The sequence below is a fragment of the Microvirga yunnanensis genome, assembly GCF_025460875.1.
Genome location: NZ_JAMXFI010000096.1, coordinates 1 through 13980 on the forward strand (window position 1 = coordinate 1; position 13980 = coordinate 13980).

Genomic DNA, 13980 nt, shown 5'->3' on the forward strand with positions numbered 1-13980 from the left:
GCACCCCGAACTCGCGTTCGATCACGGCCGCGATGCGGTTGAGCGTCCATCGTTCGGTGGCAAAGCCGGCCGCGATGGCCCCTCGGTCGAGGAGCCGGCTCAAGCGGGTCCAGGCTTTCTCATCGAGCCGAGGGGGCGGCCCGAGGTTGGGGCGCGCCTCCAGGCCGCGCGGGCCCTCCTGGACGAGCGTGGCGGCCCAGCGGCAGACACTGGCGCGACTGACCCCCACATGCTGGGCGATCTCGGCCTGCGAGAACTGCCCCTGGCGCAACAGCACCGCGGCTGTTAGGCGGCGCTCCTCCATCTGCTCTGCCGTCACGTGTGTCGGTCGCCAAACGTTGCCTTCCATCGCGCACCTCCTCACGATGACGGACACTGCCCTATGTTACACCCGGTGCGTGAAGATCAATAGAGCGTGCCGCCCTTCTAGTGGTGTGCCCAAGGCGGCAAGCAGGGCTACAAACAACAGGAGGCGGAGCACCTCGATCAATCGGATGCTGTTTTCCCGCCTCGCGCCGCCACCATCGACGCTTTTCCTGGAGTACATCTCTGTCGGTCTGGCGTCTTCGCGTTTTATAGGTCGATCACTTTAGGTAGGGGAATTCTGCCCTTTCTTTAGATGGATCGGCCGGCGTGGATGAACAGGCTTTTCAATCGTCTCAAGTTAAACGTTCCCAACAATTGCACGTCGCATTTGTCAATCTCCATACGCGGCCACACGGCAACGTATCGCGGGCTAACCTTCGGAGGGGAAAGGCGGAATTTCATTCTTCGTATCTGACTGCCGAAGTGGCACAGATTTTGAAACCTATCATTCGGAGGGATGTCCGCAGTTGCAGGCGTCCGCCAAGTCGAAGAAGGAATTTAATGTATGCCTCGCGCAACAGATCCACGTCGTCTCTCTGGCTCTCGCGGCCGCTCTGGTGAGCCGCCGATCTGCAACTCACCTGCCCGTGCCGAAGCATCACGCTAATGCGAGCAAACTCTCGCGATCAACGGCTTATACCTAGTTCGTCAGGCCAAGAGTGTTGTCAATTGAAACAAAGGAGCACGAGAGCGGTCCCGCCCTTGGCGAACCGATCATTGAGATGCACGTAATGATCGCGGGGCGGCCGCATTTGCAGCGTTTTGGCTCATCTTATCGGGATTCTTCCGATCCCAGCCGAGGAGTGAGACTTCGAGAAGCGAACGACATTACGTGACAGAAGCCTGTTGGGCATTGGGGTTACGAGTTGGGGGAGAGTCATTCAGAGATTAAACACAAGAATAAGCAGTCCAGAGAGAACAAATATTTAGCGGGTTGGCGTACGCGCCGGCCAAAACGAAGCAAGACCCAAGGGAAAGCAACCAAACGAAGGTTTTTTGCCCCTTGCACTTTTCCATTGGAGAACACCATGGCCAAGACTACAGACAGCTCCACGGAAACGATTGACAACCGAACCATAGATTCTGCCAAAGCGAGCGATCATGATCGTGCTGTCGGGAATGGAAGCGAACGGCTGGCAGGCAGTGTTTCAAAATTTGCCTCAGGCGCTCACGAAGCTCAAGAGGTCATGACAAAACTTTTTGAGACTACGGCTCGAGCAGGCAACGAACTATCACTACGATCGATCACAGCCCTACAGGCCGAGAGCGATGCCGATCTCTCTCATCTACAGGCTCTAGCTGCCGCAAGGACGCCGTCGCAAATGGTTGAATTGCAGTCAAAATATGCCCGGCAACGTGTCGACATGGCTTTTGACCACGCCAAGGAACTTCAGGTCCTCACCGGTAAGTTTCTGTTCGATATCGGAAAGCCGATCAAGGAGATGTTCGAGGTGGCTCTGGCCTCCGTCGGACCAGGCTCGCGTGGCCGAGGTCCTGAACGGCGGGCAGAAGCCCGCGGTTCTGCGCTATAATCAAAGCAGAGCATGGTAGGTCGATAGAACGAGGAATGGCTTACGGCCATTCCTCGGAAACACGCCGTAGGGCTTGGTCATCATCTCACAAGACCTTTGCGTGCTGGTAAGTAACACATTGGTTTCCCTGCGGTTGGACCTGATGCTCCGCCGCTAGGCATCTCGGAGCAGAGGTTTTACCGGGGGAAGAAGCAGCATGTCGGCTTCGAGCCGGATCAGGTGTGGGAGTTCAAGCCGGTGGTGCGCCACGTGCAAGCAGCCCGAGGCCACAGTGAGCGGCGGGCCCGCGCCCTCACACGCCAGCATCGATCATCCAACGCAAGCCGCTCAGGGTGGAGCGGCTTTCCCAGGATCGGGATCGACCATCCATAGAGCAGATAGCAGAGCGTCTGGATTTGCTTGTGCGTGATACCGCCCGAGGCGGCATGACGGGCGATCAGCGTGTTCGCAATTGCAATCGGGGGATAAGCCATGGTCCGGAATCTTCGTTGAAGGGGGCAAACGAAATCGGCGCGGGAAAATGTCTTTCTCGGTGCGAGGGGCGGCTTGGCCGACGTCAGGCTGTGGCTTCTTTCTGGGCTAAGTGGTGCATCCGGCATGTTCAGGGGGTATAATCGCGGCTTGCTGGCGGGAGGTGACCTATGACACCGATCTGCTTACGGGATTTGACCGTTGAGGAGTGTGCACGGGTCCAGACGTTGGCTCACGCGCACACCGCTCCGGCTCAGATGGTGCAACGGGCTCAAATCATCTGGCGCGCCCGTCACGGGGAAAGCGCATCTGCCATTGCCTCTCGTCTGGGCCTGGATGCCGAGACGGTGCGCAAGCGCATCCACCGCTTCAATGCAGAGGGAGTGGAGGCTCTCAAGGATCGGCATCGCTCCGGACGCCCGCCCACCTATCCGCCTGAGCAAACCGCCACCGTGATTGCGAGTGCGCTGGCCAAGCCAGAGACGCTCGGGCTGCCGTTTGCCGCCTGGACCTTGGATCGACTGGCCGCCTACCTGCACGAGCATAAGGGGATCACGGTGCAGCGTAGTCGCATTGACGAGATCCTGCTCCACGAGGGCCTGCGCTGGAGCCGGCATGAGACCTGGTTCGGCGAGCGGGTCGATCCGGAATTCGCGAAAAAAAGGGGGCGATCGAAACCCTCTACACGGTGCCTCCTGCGGGCAGTTGTGTGATCTGCCTGGACGAGATGGGACCGGTGAGCGCCAAGAGTTATGCAGGCCATGCGCTGGTGCAGAGCCGAACGCGACCGGCCGAACGGGCGAAGCTGGAGATCGACTATGGTCGGCGCGCCAAGGGCTACATCTTTGGGGCCTTTTGCCCGGCCACGGGCGAGGCCTTCACGCATCCCTATCCTGGTCGCGGCGCGCACTGGGTCGACTTCCTGGAGCACGCTGAGACCTGGATCCCGCGCACGACCAAGCGGGTCTACGCGATCATGGAAAACCTGAGTTCGCATCGCACCACGGACGTGCTGCTGTTTCTGGTGGCGCATCCGCGCTGGGAGATGGTGTTCCAGCCCAAATACGCGGCTTATCTCAACCTGATCGAGCCGTGGTGGAAGATCCTGCGCTCGCTGGCGTTGGCGGGCCGGCGCTTTGAGACCTGGGACGAGATCGTCGATGCGATCCGCCGCTCGACGATCTACTGGAATGCACACCGCCATCCCTTCGTCTGGGCTCAGCGGCGCCGCCATCGGCCCCGCCGCTCCCCCGGCGTCGCCCTCCTGCCGAGGGCCGCATGACCTACCGGATGCACCACTTAGGACTCAGTCCTCAGTCCGGTTCCACTCGGCGTTGACTGCCTCGTGCATGGCCGCACACATGCCGTGCTGAAGCTCTTCCTGGTTTTCGTTCAACCAGGTTCGGATCGCTTCGTCGGTAGGAGCCCGATCGACCTCGTCGCTGATAGAGCCTCGACGTCGCTGACGTCATAAGCAGCAACCGCCCAGCCACGGCGGCGCATTTCTTCGAGGATACGGCAGCGATCATGGTCGCTGAGACCCTTCGGATCTAATGGAGAGGACGCGACCAGTGCATCGGCCACATGTTTCAGTCCTGCCGTTACGGCTATCACCTCCTCTTGGATGTCATTCCAGTCGTCGCCATCCGGCGGGCGGGAGTTGGTGCCCGTTCCATCTCTCGACGGATCGCACAGCTCTTTGTCTTGTTTCTCGGCAAATTTGGGCAGAGGAGCGAGAGCGTCAGATGCAATCCCGTCCGAGTTCCGCAGACGGTCGAGGGATTCGTGGACTGGGCCGGGCCCCTCCTTCGGATCGCCGGAGGCTAGAGATTTCCGGCCTTTCTCACGGCGGCAGGCTGGCTGTTCTGCCGTGATTCAGCAGTGAGATCGGCGGCTTATGCCCAAGCGCCCCATGTGGCCGATCCTCATTGTACAAAGCGACGACGGAACGCCCACAGGACCGAAGAGCGCGAGGTTCTGTATCCGTGGCATCCCTGGGCCGGGTGCATCGTCCAGCTTGATGAGATCGTCGAGAAGGCCGCTGGCGATTGTGTTCGCTGCCGCCACGAGGGTGATCCGTCCCGCAGATTGGAACTCCCTCTCTGGATGCTCGATCGAGCCGTGTGCGCGCCGATGCGAGTTGAGCTCGCTCCTCAGGTGGAGATCGCCGCAATCCAGGCTTTGATGGCGCTGCTGGCTGATGTGTTGAAGCGAGCACCGTCGACTCCTATGGCTGCGGCGGCAAACTGGATCTCTCACGACGGGAATCGGGGAGAGGCCCATGCGACGCCAGAGCAGCCCTCATCATATCCTTCGGTCCAGACCAGAGCAGTTCGACCTGTTTGCCCAGCCAAGCGACGGCGGCCAGCCGCGGATGCCAGACTGGCAGACCCTGCCTGCGGAGACGCAGCAGGCGCTGACGAACCTGATGGTTCGCCTGATCCTCGAACACGTCCGCGACGGCCGTCCGGGACAGGCAGAGGAGCGCGATCATGACTGACAAGATCCAGCCCCACCATCTGGAGCGCAAGGCGATCCTCCATGTTCGCCAGTCCTCCGCTCATCAGGTTCTGCATAATCGCGAGAGCAGCACCCTCCAGTACGCCATGCGGGATCGGCTGACCATGCTGGGCTGGGCGCAAATCGAAACCGTCGACGACGACCTCGGGCGGCCAGCGGCCGGCACCACCGCCCGCGCCGGCTTCGAGCGCATGGTGGCCGAAGTCTGCCTCGGCAAAGTCGGCGCCGTGGCCGCCCGCGAGGTGTCACGCTTTGCCCGCAACAGCCGCGTTTGGCAGCAACTGATCGAGATGTGCCGCGTGGTCGACACGGTGCTGATTGACCAGGAGACGGTCTATGCCCCGCGGCAGGGCAACGATCGGTTGCTGCTCGGGCTCAAGGGTTCCCTCAATGAGTATGAACTCGATCTCCTGCGTCAGCGCTCGCTCACGGCGCGCTACGAGAAAGCCAAACGCGGTGAACTCCTCGTCACGGCGCCGGTCGGGTTCGTAAAGGCTGGCGACCGCTGGGAGAAGGATCTGGACCAGCGGGTGCAGGACGCGATCGTGCTGGTGTTCGACAGGGTGGCGGAATTGGGCAGCGCCCGCCAGGCTCTGCTGTGGTTCCACGAGCACGGGTTCGATCTGCCGGCCCGGCAGCCCAACGGCGATGTGATCTGGCGCCGACCCAATGATGGGACTCAGGCTGGCCGCCGAGCGTGGTGAGATTACCGCCATCCATCCGCATGCGGATGGTCCCTGGATCTTCAGCCGCGCCGATCTTGATGGATCAGCGGCGAACGAGGTTGGCCAACGAGTGGAGCGCTCGGCAAAATACCCCACGGGCCGCATCCCGATCAACAACCTCTCTTTCCATCAATGACATAGACAGATGGGTGTTGTGATGCAGGTTGTAGTATCTGCGCCAATCCTCCATCTTTTCGTGGGCGTCGGCAAGCGTCAGGAACCAGTGCAGGTTCAGGCACTCGGCCCGAAAGCGGCCGTTGAAGGCGTCAATATAAGCATTGTCGGTGGGCTTGCCGGGGCGGGAGAAGTCCAGCGCCACGTCTTTGGCATACTCTCACAGATACAAGTCGCGGCTGTGTTTTCACCCTGTGTGATTGGATGGGCGCTGTTACGGTCGCACCCCAACCTTTGAGTGCGCTAATCGCCGACCAAGTAATAATGGCTGAGCGGCTGCACGCCGACGACACACCGGTGCCGGTGCTGGCCAAAGGCAATGCGAAGGCCGGCCGGCTCTGGACCGTGGTGCGTAATGACCGCCCATTGCCGGGGCGGATCCGTCGGCGGCCGTGTATTTCTACTCGCCCGATCGCAAGGGTGAGCACCCGCAATCGTTCCTGAAGAGCTATAGTGGCTTTCTGCAGGCGGACGCCTATTCCGGCTTCGGACCTGTATGAACCGGGTCGTGCGATCGGCCCGGCGACTGAGGCAGCGTGTTGGGCGCATACGCGCCGGCTCCTCGAAGGACACGAACCGTAAAAAGGAACGAATGGCCGTCAAGCGCAGATTGCGCGTCCTCGCGCTGGCGCCTCGCTTCGTCTCGAGATCAGCGAGAAACGCGCTCATGACCGGTGCATCAAGATCATCGATGGCCAACGCGGACGGCGGCATACGGAGCCGCACCTGTGCAAACTTGAACAGCAGCCGGAACGTGACTCTGTACGATGCGATCGTGTTGGCAATGACGTTGCGCTGGCGCATGAGCCGTCCGGTGAAGTAGCGCTCGATTAGGGGAGCGACATTGCAGCTCTGCTTCATGGCTTGGCCTCCCACCGCTGGTCGGGGCGCCGTGCTGCCGCTTCCATCAACTCCGGACAGGCCGACAGGTACCTATAGGTGTCGCGCACGCAGGCGTGACCGAGGTAGGTGGAGAGCATCGGGAGCCGCTGCTCGACATCGAACCCCTCGCGATGCCAGCCGAAAAGCGTCCGGATCGCGAAACGATGCCGAAAATCGTGCACGCGAGGCCCCGTGCGATCGCCCGCACATCGTAATCCAATCTCACGCGACAAACGCCAGAAGGCACGATGGACATATTGGTGGAGCAAGCGGCCGCCGCGCTCGGCCACAAAGAAGTGCGACCCGCAGTCCGATCCAAGATGAGCCTCCCGCCGCTGGGCGTAGCTGCGGAGAGCCGCGCAAGTTGTCGCATGCAAGGGCACAAGGCGCGACTTGCCGAACTTGCTCTGCCGGATTGTCAGCACGCCCTCGTCCAGGTCGGCACCATCGCGGCAAAGCCCGATCGCCTCGGACAGACGGATGCCTGTCACCGCGATCAACCCGAACAGATAGTAATAGGTCCATCGTCGTAGACCGTTTGCCGGCGGCAGGGCCAGCGCCGCCGTCAAGAGCGCGTCGATCTCCACCTCACTATAGACATAGGGTTTGGCGCGCTTCAGGGGCGGCAAGATCCCCACAGGCGGCACCTCCGTCTCGGGATTGATGTTCGCGAGATGGCGCGAAGCCGCGCACATCGGTCAAGCGCAAGGTCCAAGATGCGTGTCGATCGGCTGGCAGGGTCGCCCAGGCTACGGCCAGCTTTGTGGTGATGGTTGCGGCTTTGTGGCGCTCCATGAAGGAGACAAAGTCGGCAAGCCGCCGCGCCTGATGCTCGTACTTGTAGCCGAGGCCCTGGCGCATGCTCAGATACTGCTCAAGTGCGGACCGTAGACGGGTCATTGCACAGCTCCCGGCCCGGGAAGGCTTAGTGTCCGAAGCGTCTCGATGTCCACCATCGCGTAGATGCGCGTCGTGTCGTGGCTCTCATGCCGAAGCAATTGGCCAATCTCCGCCAATGTCGCGCCGGAGCGGAGAAGCTCGGTGGCAAGGCTGTGGCGGAAGATATGGGCCCCTTGGTGGGCGTAGCCGCTGATCCCGGCACGCTCGAGCGCCATCTTGGCGACCATCGTGATGGCATAGCCGGAGGCGAAGCCGACAAGGGGCGCCAATGTGCGAAGAAACAGCCGGCGACACGGTGAGGTCGGGCGGCCATTCCGCAAGTAGGAAACGATGGCTGCGCCGACGTCCGGAGGAATCGGCATCCGTGCTCGCTGCCGGCCCTGACGGGCCGGCGCCGGCGAACCGGTGTCCCGCGTGCGCCGCACCAGCGTGAGGGCGAAGCTCTCGCTGACGGCAAAGTGCTCGGCGGCTGCCCGGCAGGAATAGCCCGCCTCGACAAAGCCAGCCACCCGCACCCGCAGATCGAGAGAATAGCAGCGACCCATGATCCACCTCCCGTTCCAGCAAGTGAATCACAGATCGGTCTCGTACAGAAGCCCAGGAGTCAGGTTTCCGGTCCGATGCTCTAGCGAGTTGCATTGTCTGTGAACGGCAAGGTACACATCCGAGAGCAAGAAAAGGAGGACGATCTCCTATCGTATCCGACTTCGGGTACGGATCCTGCCGATCCATGCGACAAGGCGAAGAAACGGCCTTTCTAGATAGCCTCTTCGGGGATGATCGCACTCATGCAGTTCGGTCCATCAATTCGGATTTGATGGTCATTGCTGCTAAAAGTGAGATGTCGAAGGGCAGATCGCCAAACGCGACCTGGCAAAGAAGATAGTTGGCTCCCGCCTCTTCCAACTGATCAAACAGAGCCTGTCGCACAGAAGCCGCCGTTCCTACCACGCACAATTCGCTCTCGATTGCGGCCTCGAAGGTCGGGGGCAGATTTGGTGGAACGGGAATTGCGTTGCGGTGGTACAGGAATTTGAAGTTTTCAAGCCATCGTCCGAAAGCAGGAGCCGCCAGCGAGTATGCATGGTTTTCAGACTGCCCGACAACAATCATGCGAAGCAATCCAAGAAATGGTGGCTGGCCGTCCATGCCCGTATTGAGTCCTCCCTCGGCACGATATGCTTCAGTAATCTTGCGAACAAACGACGCGGGTCCTACACATGCAATATTTGCGCCGTTTGAAGCGGCCCAGCGCGCAGACTCTGGTCGGTTGGTGGCGATCCATATCGGCGGGTGCGGGCGTTGATGAGGCCTCAGTGTCAACGGGACGTTGTCTAGCTGAAAATGGTGACCCTGATAGCAAAGGGTGCCGCCCCTCATCGCCTCCGTTAGAATTTTGCTCGCTTCAAGATAGCGTTCTGGCACCGCGTCCGCACCTATCCCGAAGTAACTTAACTCGGTCGGAAGAGAGCCGCGCCCTATACCCATCTCGACCCTGCCACCACTCAATTGGTCGAGCATGCAGATCTCCTCAAATGCACGTAGCGGATGATGAAGGCTAAGCAGCATGACCAGTGGGCCGACGCGAATCTGCCGGGTACGCTGTGCGACGCTCGACAAGAACAGATTCGGCGACGGGGCCCTACCATGTGGCGAACAATGATGCTCCGCTAGATGGTAAGCGTAAAAGCCGAGTCCGTCACAAGCTTCTGCCAGCCTGAGGCGGTCGGCGTATTGTTGTGCAATGGCGCTGCCGTTCTCGTCCAAATGATCGAAGATGCCGAACATTAGCTTAGAAGGTGAGGCTTTTCTCATTCAACTTTCTCCAACTTACATCCGTGTACCGGGCTTCAAGTTAACCACAATTCGCGGGCGCGACTGCCGTTCTGGTCGTCGCGCTCCAGCCCCTAGACATTGCCTTCAGGCTCCCTCGCTTCCGCCAGCGCTTCGGTGATAAGGTCGACGTCCTCGGCGGTCAGGGCGAGGCCAGAGATGGCGACGTTCGAGACCAGATGAGAGCGGTCGCGTACCGATGATGACAGTCGCCACGCCTGGTCGCTCGAGCATCGCAGCGCTAGCGACCGTGACGGCGTCGGTCCCATGAGGATCCGCGACCTGGTGTAGCATCGTCAAAAAGGCCTGGAACAGGTCCCAGCCGCCGAGGTCGTCGATGATGCCGTACTTCGCCAACGAACGATTCTCCAGTTGCTCCGGCGGTTCCGGTCCGTCAAGCCATTTGTCGCCGAGGAGGCCGCCAGCCGCTGTGCCATAGCACAGGAGGGGGATGCTGTACTCGACGGCCGCCCCAGCCTCCGCCGCGCGGGACGGCGGTCGAGTAACGCAAACCCAGCAAATCGAGGCCGAGCGGGGGCATTTCTGTGGCGGTAGTTATCGCGCCGCTTTCCGATATAGCTGCAGCCGAAGTCGCCCGGTGGGACGACTCAGTACGATTCTCAATGTTGGCGTTGATTTGCTTCGTAAGTTGGTCTGCCCTCATGTTCCTTCCTATCACACGTTTCAACGCGGACACGGCGCCATCACTCAACGGAGCCGCGTCGCGAAAATTGCCCCTCATCGCGTTTGGGTGCCTGATCAAGGGCTCCTGGTTGCATAGAATTGACTAGTTGCAACTCATGTTCCCGGCATAGTCTCCATCGCACCTCAGAGTGCTTGCGAAGTCTTCCTCTTGTCAGGCCCTTTTTGGGTCACCCGTCACGCGACGGAAGCAGTGGCCCGTTCGGTGCGCGCCAGGTGCTGCTGTCTATGCAACATTCCAAAAGAGTGGTAAAATTGATTGTTTTGATGGAACGCTGCATCCCCGAAGTTGGACCGGATCGTGGGAGAATCTACGGTCCTGGAACAGCCTCAGGCGCGCCTAAGGCCTGGTGGAGCAAAGCCATCGGTGGCCTATCACCGATTGCGCTATGCGGTCTCACTTCGTTGTAATCAACCCGCCAATCCTCCACCTTCCGGCGCGCGTCGTCCAGATCCCTGAACCAATTCTGATTCAGGCATTCCGCCCGAACCCGGGCATTGAAGGATTCGATGTAGGCGTTATCGGTCGGCTTGCCGGGCCGGCTGAAGTCGAGCGCCACCCCATGCGAATAGGCCCACAGGTCGAGCTCGCGCGAGGTGAACTGGCAGTCCTGATCAACCCGGATAGTTTTGGGCTTCCCAAACCGCCGCACCGCCTCGTCCAGGGCTGAGATCACCTCCCATGGGGTGGCGATCCGGCACACCCGAAGCACGGGACAGATCCGGCTCCAGGTGTCGAGCATCGTCAGGACCCAGATGCGCCGCCCGTCGAAGAGCTGATCGTACATCCAGTCCATCGCCCAGACTTAATTGGGGGCGGTAGCCGGTGAGTGGTCCTCGCGGATCTTGGCCGCAACCCGTCGCCGGGGTGGTTTGTGGCGCATGGTAATCCCTCGAGCTTGTAGAGCCGGTAGACGCGCTTGGCATTGATCGGCCAGCCTTCGCGCCGGAGCACGATCCAGATCCGGCGGTAGCCGTAGCGCACGCGCGCTTCAGCGACCCCGCGGATGCGTTTGCGGAGAGCAGCCTGCTGGGGGCGGCGGGAGCGGTAGTGATACGTCGAGCGCGGCGCCGGCACAGCCCGGCAGGCCCGGCGGATCGACACCCGAAAGACAGTCCGCACGAAGTCGACGATCTCCCGGCCCCGAGCAGGCGTCATAGTTTTGGGCGGATGGCCTCTGAAAGCATCTCCTTGTCGAGGGTGAGGCCGCCGTACTTCTGTTTCCATCGATACAAGGTCGGGTGACTGCCCGGCATCACGGTTCCTAATGAGAAAGAGATGGCCAGAGGTCAGTATCGTTTTCATGCTCGTATCATCTTACCGTTTTCGTCCTGTCAACCCACAGCATCAGTCCTGATCTGAAATCTTCCTCGCCTCGACGGTGATCGGCAGACGCGTCTCCTGAGGGAGGTCGGGCAGGACAAATCGCCAGCCGTTCCTGAGCGTTACGGTCCCGCCCCACAGGTTTTCATTTTCAACCTTGATGATCGGCTCCTCGAGATCTTTCCTGGGAACGTACGCCGACAAGCCGGCGCTGGATCTACGGATCATGATCTTCATCTGGCTGTTCCTTCGCTCGACCCTGCAGTAACTTCGGCGCTGTCAGGGGGCCTTTACTGAGACTTATTAGTTCACGGGCACGCATGCCGACGACGGTACCGCGACCGACCCATTCGACCGCATAAATGTAGAACTGCTGGAGGAAGGTGCCGATATCGCGCACATAGCCCTCGTCGCCCTTCCGCACTAGGTGTTCGCCGATCTCTCTACCAGGATAAGTGCCGTCATTCTTTATGTGGATCCTGGCACGAACCCGCTCACCCAGCCCAAATTCTGGGGGCTTGCGGATTTCGACCTCCTGTTCGCGTCCGAGGTCCATGGCCGTTCCTTTCTGGCGGCTGCAGGTTGCCAATAGGGAGGTTTAAGGTCATCCTTAGGAGATGACCCTAGCCGTGCTAGTAGTCAATTTGATGATCCGCTGGCAACGCAGGTCTTCGGCACCGGACATACCGAGGCGCATTGCTGTATATCGAATGCCCCCTTACATTCGGTGCACTTGTCTGGATCGATCACGTAGGTATCACCCTTGAACTTGATCGCGGCGGATGGACATTCGAATTCGCAGGCACCGCACTGAGTGCACTGGGATGCGATGATCTTAAAGGCCATTCTTTTCTCCTATTTCGGATGGTATGAGACGGCTCAGGCAATCGCCGCCAGTGGCTCTACACCGAGTTCAGCGATGTAAAGTGCGCTGATCGCGGTCTCGATGTAGTCATAGCCGTAAGCGTCCGTTGCTCGAATTCCGGCCGCCGTGAGCTGATCCTTGGGGCAATCTCCGATCTTAGCGCACAGCACGATGTCTATGCCTTCAAGCGCAGCGATGACGTCGTCGAGAGTTGTGTCCTCGCCCCAGCCGCCGTGGCAATATTGTGCAATCTTGCGATGCCCGACGAGCTTGATTCCCTCCGGTGAGGCCTGATAAATCTGGAGTTCCTTTGAATGCCCGAAGTGTTCGTTGACGCGGCCGCCTCCTTTAGTTGCCACTGCCACGAGAAGCGACTTTCGGGAGCCCGCTGCCTTGACTGCAGCGGCCGCCGCTACCTTGGCCGCGACGTGTGCTCCGCGCTCCCCGGCGACCACCTCGCGGTACGCCCCGCGCTTGCCGTTGTAAGTGACCTCGCTGGGAATCTCGCTAAGCGTGAATTCCTGTCCGCGATCGGAGCCGAGCAGGCCGACGGCATCGGCCCGACACTGCCGGCAATGGCGCATCAACTTGGCGCCCCCTTCCAGACGGTCTTGAAGGGCCTTCAGCTCCATCACATTCGGGCCGCGCTGCCCGGCCAAGCCGTAATACGTCCCGTGCGCTTGGTCGGAAATCAACGGCATGACGTTGTGCAGGAACGCGCCACGCTCCTTGACCCACTTGTTCACCTCGATCAGGTGCTCGTCGTTGACGCTGGGGATCATAACCGAGTTGATCTTGGTAAGGATACCACGCGCCGTCAGCATCTCCAGGCCAAGCATCTGCCGCTCGTGCAGGATCCGGGAAGCTTCGATGCCGGTGTAGCGACGGTGGTCGTAAAATATCCACGGATATATCTTTGCTCCGACGTCCGGGTCGACCATGTTGATGGTGATCGTCACGTGATCGACATTCATGTCGGCAAGCTCGGCGACATGATCCGGCAGCGCGAGCCCATTGGTGGAGATGCACATCTTGATGTCGGGAAGTTCCCTTGCGACCAGCCCCAAGGTGGCCTTTGTCCTCTTCCAGTCGTAACAGGCATCGCCGGGTCCGGCGACGCCGAGAACGGAAAGCTGAGGCACTTCGTTGGCGACCGCGATCACCTTGCGTAACGCTTGGTCTGGCGTCAGTCTTTCCGAGACGACCCCAGGCCGGCTTTCATTGGCGCAGTCATACTTGCGATTGCAGTAATTGCATTGGATATTACAGGCTGGCGCGACGGAGACGTGCATGCGTGCGAAATAGTGGTGCGCCTCTTCTGAAAAGCAGGGGTGATCCTTGATCTTCTCCCAGATAGCTGGATTCACGTCGTCCGGCTTTTCGGACGAGCCACAGGGTGAAGGTGCGCAGCCAATGGATACTGCGTTTGTCAACAATTGGTCGAACGATGTCGTGCTGGTCAGGCTTTCAAGCGAAATCGGCGGTACGGACATCAAACGGCTCCGTTTTGGGTGAACGTGACAGTTCAGCACGCAAGAGCCACGCCAGTTCAAAAGCGGATTTAGTTCAGTGTGTTAGCTTTTCATGTCCGATTCTGCTGGTTTGCTCCGACACCATTTCGTCAGGATCTCGACAATGTACAGGCGAATCGGATTGCGATAGGCCCGGTGTCTCAGGCACCTCCAA

17 protein-coding genes and 2 pseudogenes are annotated in these 13980 nt (G+C 60.2%); 6 read left to right on the forward strand and 13 right to left on the reverse strand.

All coding sequences use genetic code 11. The features are described from left to right. Nucleotides 1–349: helix-turn-helix domain-containing protein (locus NF876_RS31795; RefSeq protein ID WP_262272197.1), on the reverse strand; the 349-nt coding region annotated here is incomplete at its 3' end. Between the two features lie 1045 nt (nt 350–1394). Here NF876_RS31795 and NF876_RS31800 point away from each other — a divergent pair. The 5 genes from NF876_RS31800 (at nt 1395) to NF876_RS31820 (ending at nt 5593) form a co-directional block, all read left to right on the forward strand. Beyond that, nucleotides 1395–1898, forward strand: a complete 504-nt coding sequence (locus NF876_RS31800; protein WP_210806964.1) for a phasin family protein — start codon at nt 1395–1397, stop codon at nt 1896–1898. A gap of 641 nt (nt 1899–2539) precedes the next feature. Next, nucleotides 2540–3082 carry a helix-turn-helix domain-containing protein gene (locus NF876_RS31805; protein WP_210806962.1) on the forward strand — a complete coding sequence of 181 codons (543 nt, stop codon included), beginning with the start codon at nt 2540–2542 and terminating at the stop codon, nt 3080–3082. 14 nt (nt 3083–3096) lie between these two features. Next, a complete protein-coding gene (locus NF876_RS31810; protein WP_262272200.1) occupies nt 3097–3651 on the forward strand; it encodes a transposase in 555 nt (184 codons plus the stop codon). Nucleotides 3652–4650: 999 nt separating this feature from the next. Then, on the forward strand, nt 4651–4869 hold the full coding sequence (locus tag NF876_RS31815) for a hypothetical protein (RefSeq protein WP_210806958.1): 219 nt from the start codon (nt 4651–4653) through the stop codon (nt 4867–4869). Then, on the forward strand, nt 4862–5593 hold the full coding sequence (locus tag NF876_RS31820; protein ID WP_262272198.1) for a recombinase family protein: 732 nt from the start codon (nt 4862–4864) through the stop codon (nt 5591–5593). The genes NF876_RS31815 and NF876_RS31820 overlap by 8 nt, the downstream gene beginning before the upstream one ends. Before the next feature lie 184 nt (nt 5594–5777). On the opposite strand, the pseudogene NF876_RS31825 reads toward NF876_RS31820, so the two are convergent. Continuing rightward, a pseudogene (locus NF876_RS31825) lies at nt 5778–5945 on the reverse strand (integrase core domain-containing protein); the annotation flags it as partial. A 47-nt stretch (nt 5946–5992) separates the two neighbouring features. On the opposite strand from NF876_RS31825, the gene NF876_RS43875 reads away from it, so the two are divergent. Then, a complete protein-coding gene (locus NF876_RS43875) occupies nt 5993–6232 on the forward strand; it encodes an IS66 family transposase (RefSeq protein ID WP_444547397.1) in 240 nt (79 codons plus the stop codon). A gap of 138 nt (nt 6233–6370) precedes the next feature. On the opposite strand, the pseudogene NF876_RS31835 reads toward NF876_RS43875, so the two are convergent. The 11 genes and pseudogenes from NF876_RS31835 to nifB all read right to left on the reverse strand — a co-directional run. Next, a pseudogene (locus tag NF876_RS31835) lies at nt 6371–6649 on the reverse strand (site-specific integrase); the annotation flags it as partial. After that, a complete protein-coding gene (locus tag NF876_RS31840; RefSeq protein ID WP_262266338.1) occupies nt 6646–7308 on the reverse strand; it encodes a tyrosine-type recombinase/integrase in 663 nt (220 codons plus the stop codon). The gene NF876_RS31840 and the pseudogene NF876_RS31835, both read right to left, overlap by 4 nt. 258 nt (nt 7309–7566) lie before the next feature. Then, on the reverse strand, nt 7567–8115 hold the full coding sequence (locus NF876_RS31845) for a tyrosine-type recombinase/integrase (protein WP_262272199.1): 549 nt from the start codon (nt 8113–8115) through the stop codon (nt 7567–7569). A gap of 241 nt (nt 8116–8356) precedes the next feature. Continuing rightward, complete coding sequence (locus tag NF876_RS31850; protein ID WP_210806954.1) at nt 8357–9385, reverse strand: LLM class flavin-dependent oxidoreductase; 1029 nt, start codon at nt 9383–9385, stop codon at nt 8357–8359. 105 nt (nt 9386–9490) lie between these two features. Then, nucleotides 9491–9925, reverse strand: coding sequence for an aldo/keto reductase (locus NF876_RS31855; protein WP_315974509.1), 435 nt, complete (start codon nt 9923–9925; stop codon nt 9491–9493). A gap of 491 nt (nt 9926–10416) precedes the next feature. Next, the gene (locus NF876_RS31860) at nt 10417–10902 is read right to left on the reverse strand and encodes an integrase core domain-containing protein (RefSeq protein WP_256439476.1); all 486 of its coding nucleotides are present in this window, start codon (nt 10900–10902) and stop codon (nt 10417–10419) included. Further along, entirely contained in the window at nt 10851–11411 is a 561-nt protein-coding gene (locus NF876_RS43635; protein WP_373371540.1) for an IS3 family transposase, read from the reverse strand. The genes NF876_RS31860 and NF876_RS43635 overlap by 52 nt, the downstream gene beginning before the upstream one ends. A 42-nt stretch (nt 11412–11453) precedes the next feature. Continuing rightward, complete coding sequence (gene nifT / locus NF876_RS31865; protein WP_210806948.1) at nt 11454–11666, reverse strand: putative nitrogen fixation protein NifT; 213 nt, start codon at nt 11664–11666, stop codon at nt 11454–11456. Then, nucleotides 11647–11985, reverse strand: a complete 339-nt coding sequence (locus NF876_RS31870) for a nitrogen fixation protein NifZ (RefSeq protein WP_210806946.1) — start codon at nt 11983–11985, stop codon at nt 11647–11649. The genes nifT and NF876_RS31870 overlap by 20 nt, the downstream gene beginning before the upstream one ends. A gap of 83 nt (nt 11986–12068) precedes the next feature. After that, nucleotides 12069–12275, reverse strand: coding sequence for a 4Fe-4S binding protein (locus NF876_RS31875; RefSeq protein WP_210806944.1), 207 nt, complete (start codon nt 12273–12275; stop codon nt 12069–12071). A 33-nt stretch (nt 12276–12308) separates the two neighbouring features. Further along, the gene (gene nifB / locus NF876_RS31880; RefSeq protein WP_114947320.1) at nt 12309–13787 is read right to left on the reverse strand and encodes a nitrogenase cofactor biosynthesis protein NifB; all 1479 of its coding nucleotides are present in this window, start codon (nt 13785–13787) and stop codon (nt 12309–12311) included. Nucleotides 13788–13980 lie beyond the last annotated feature (193 nt).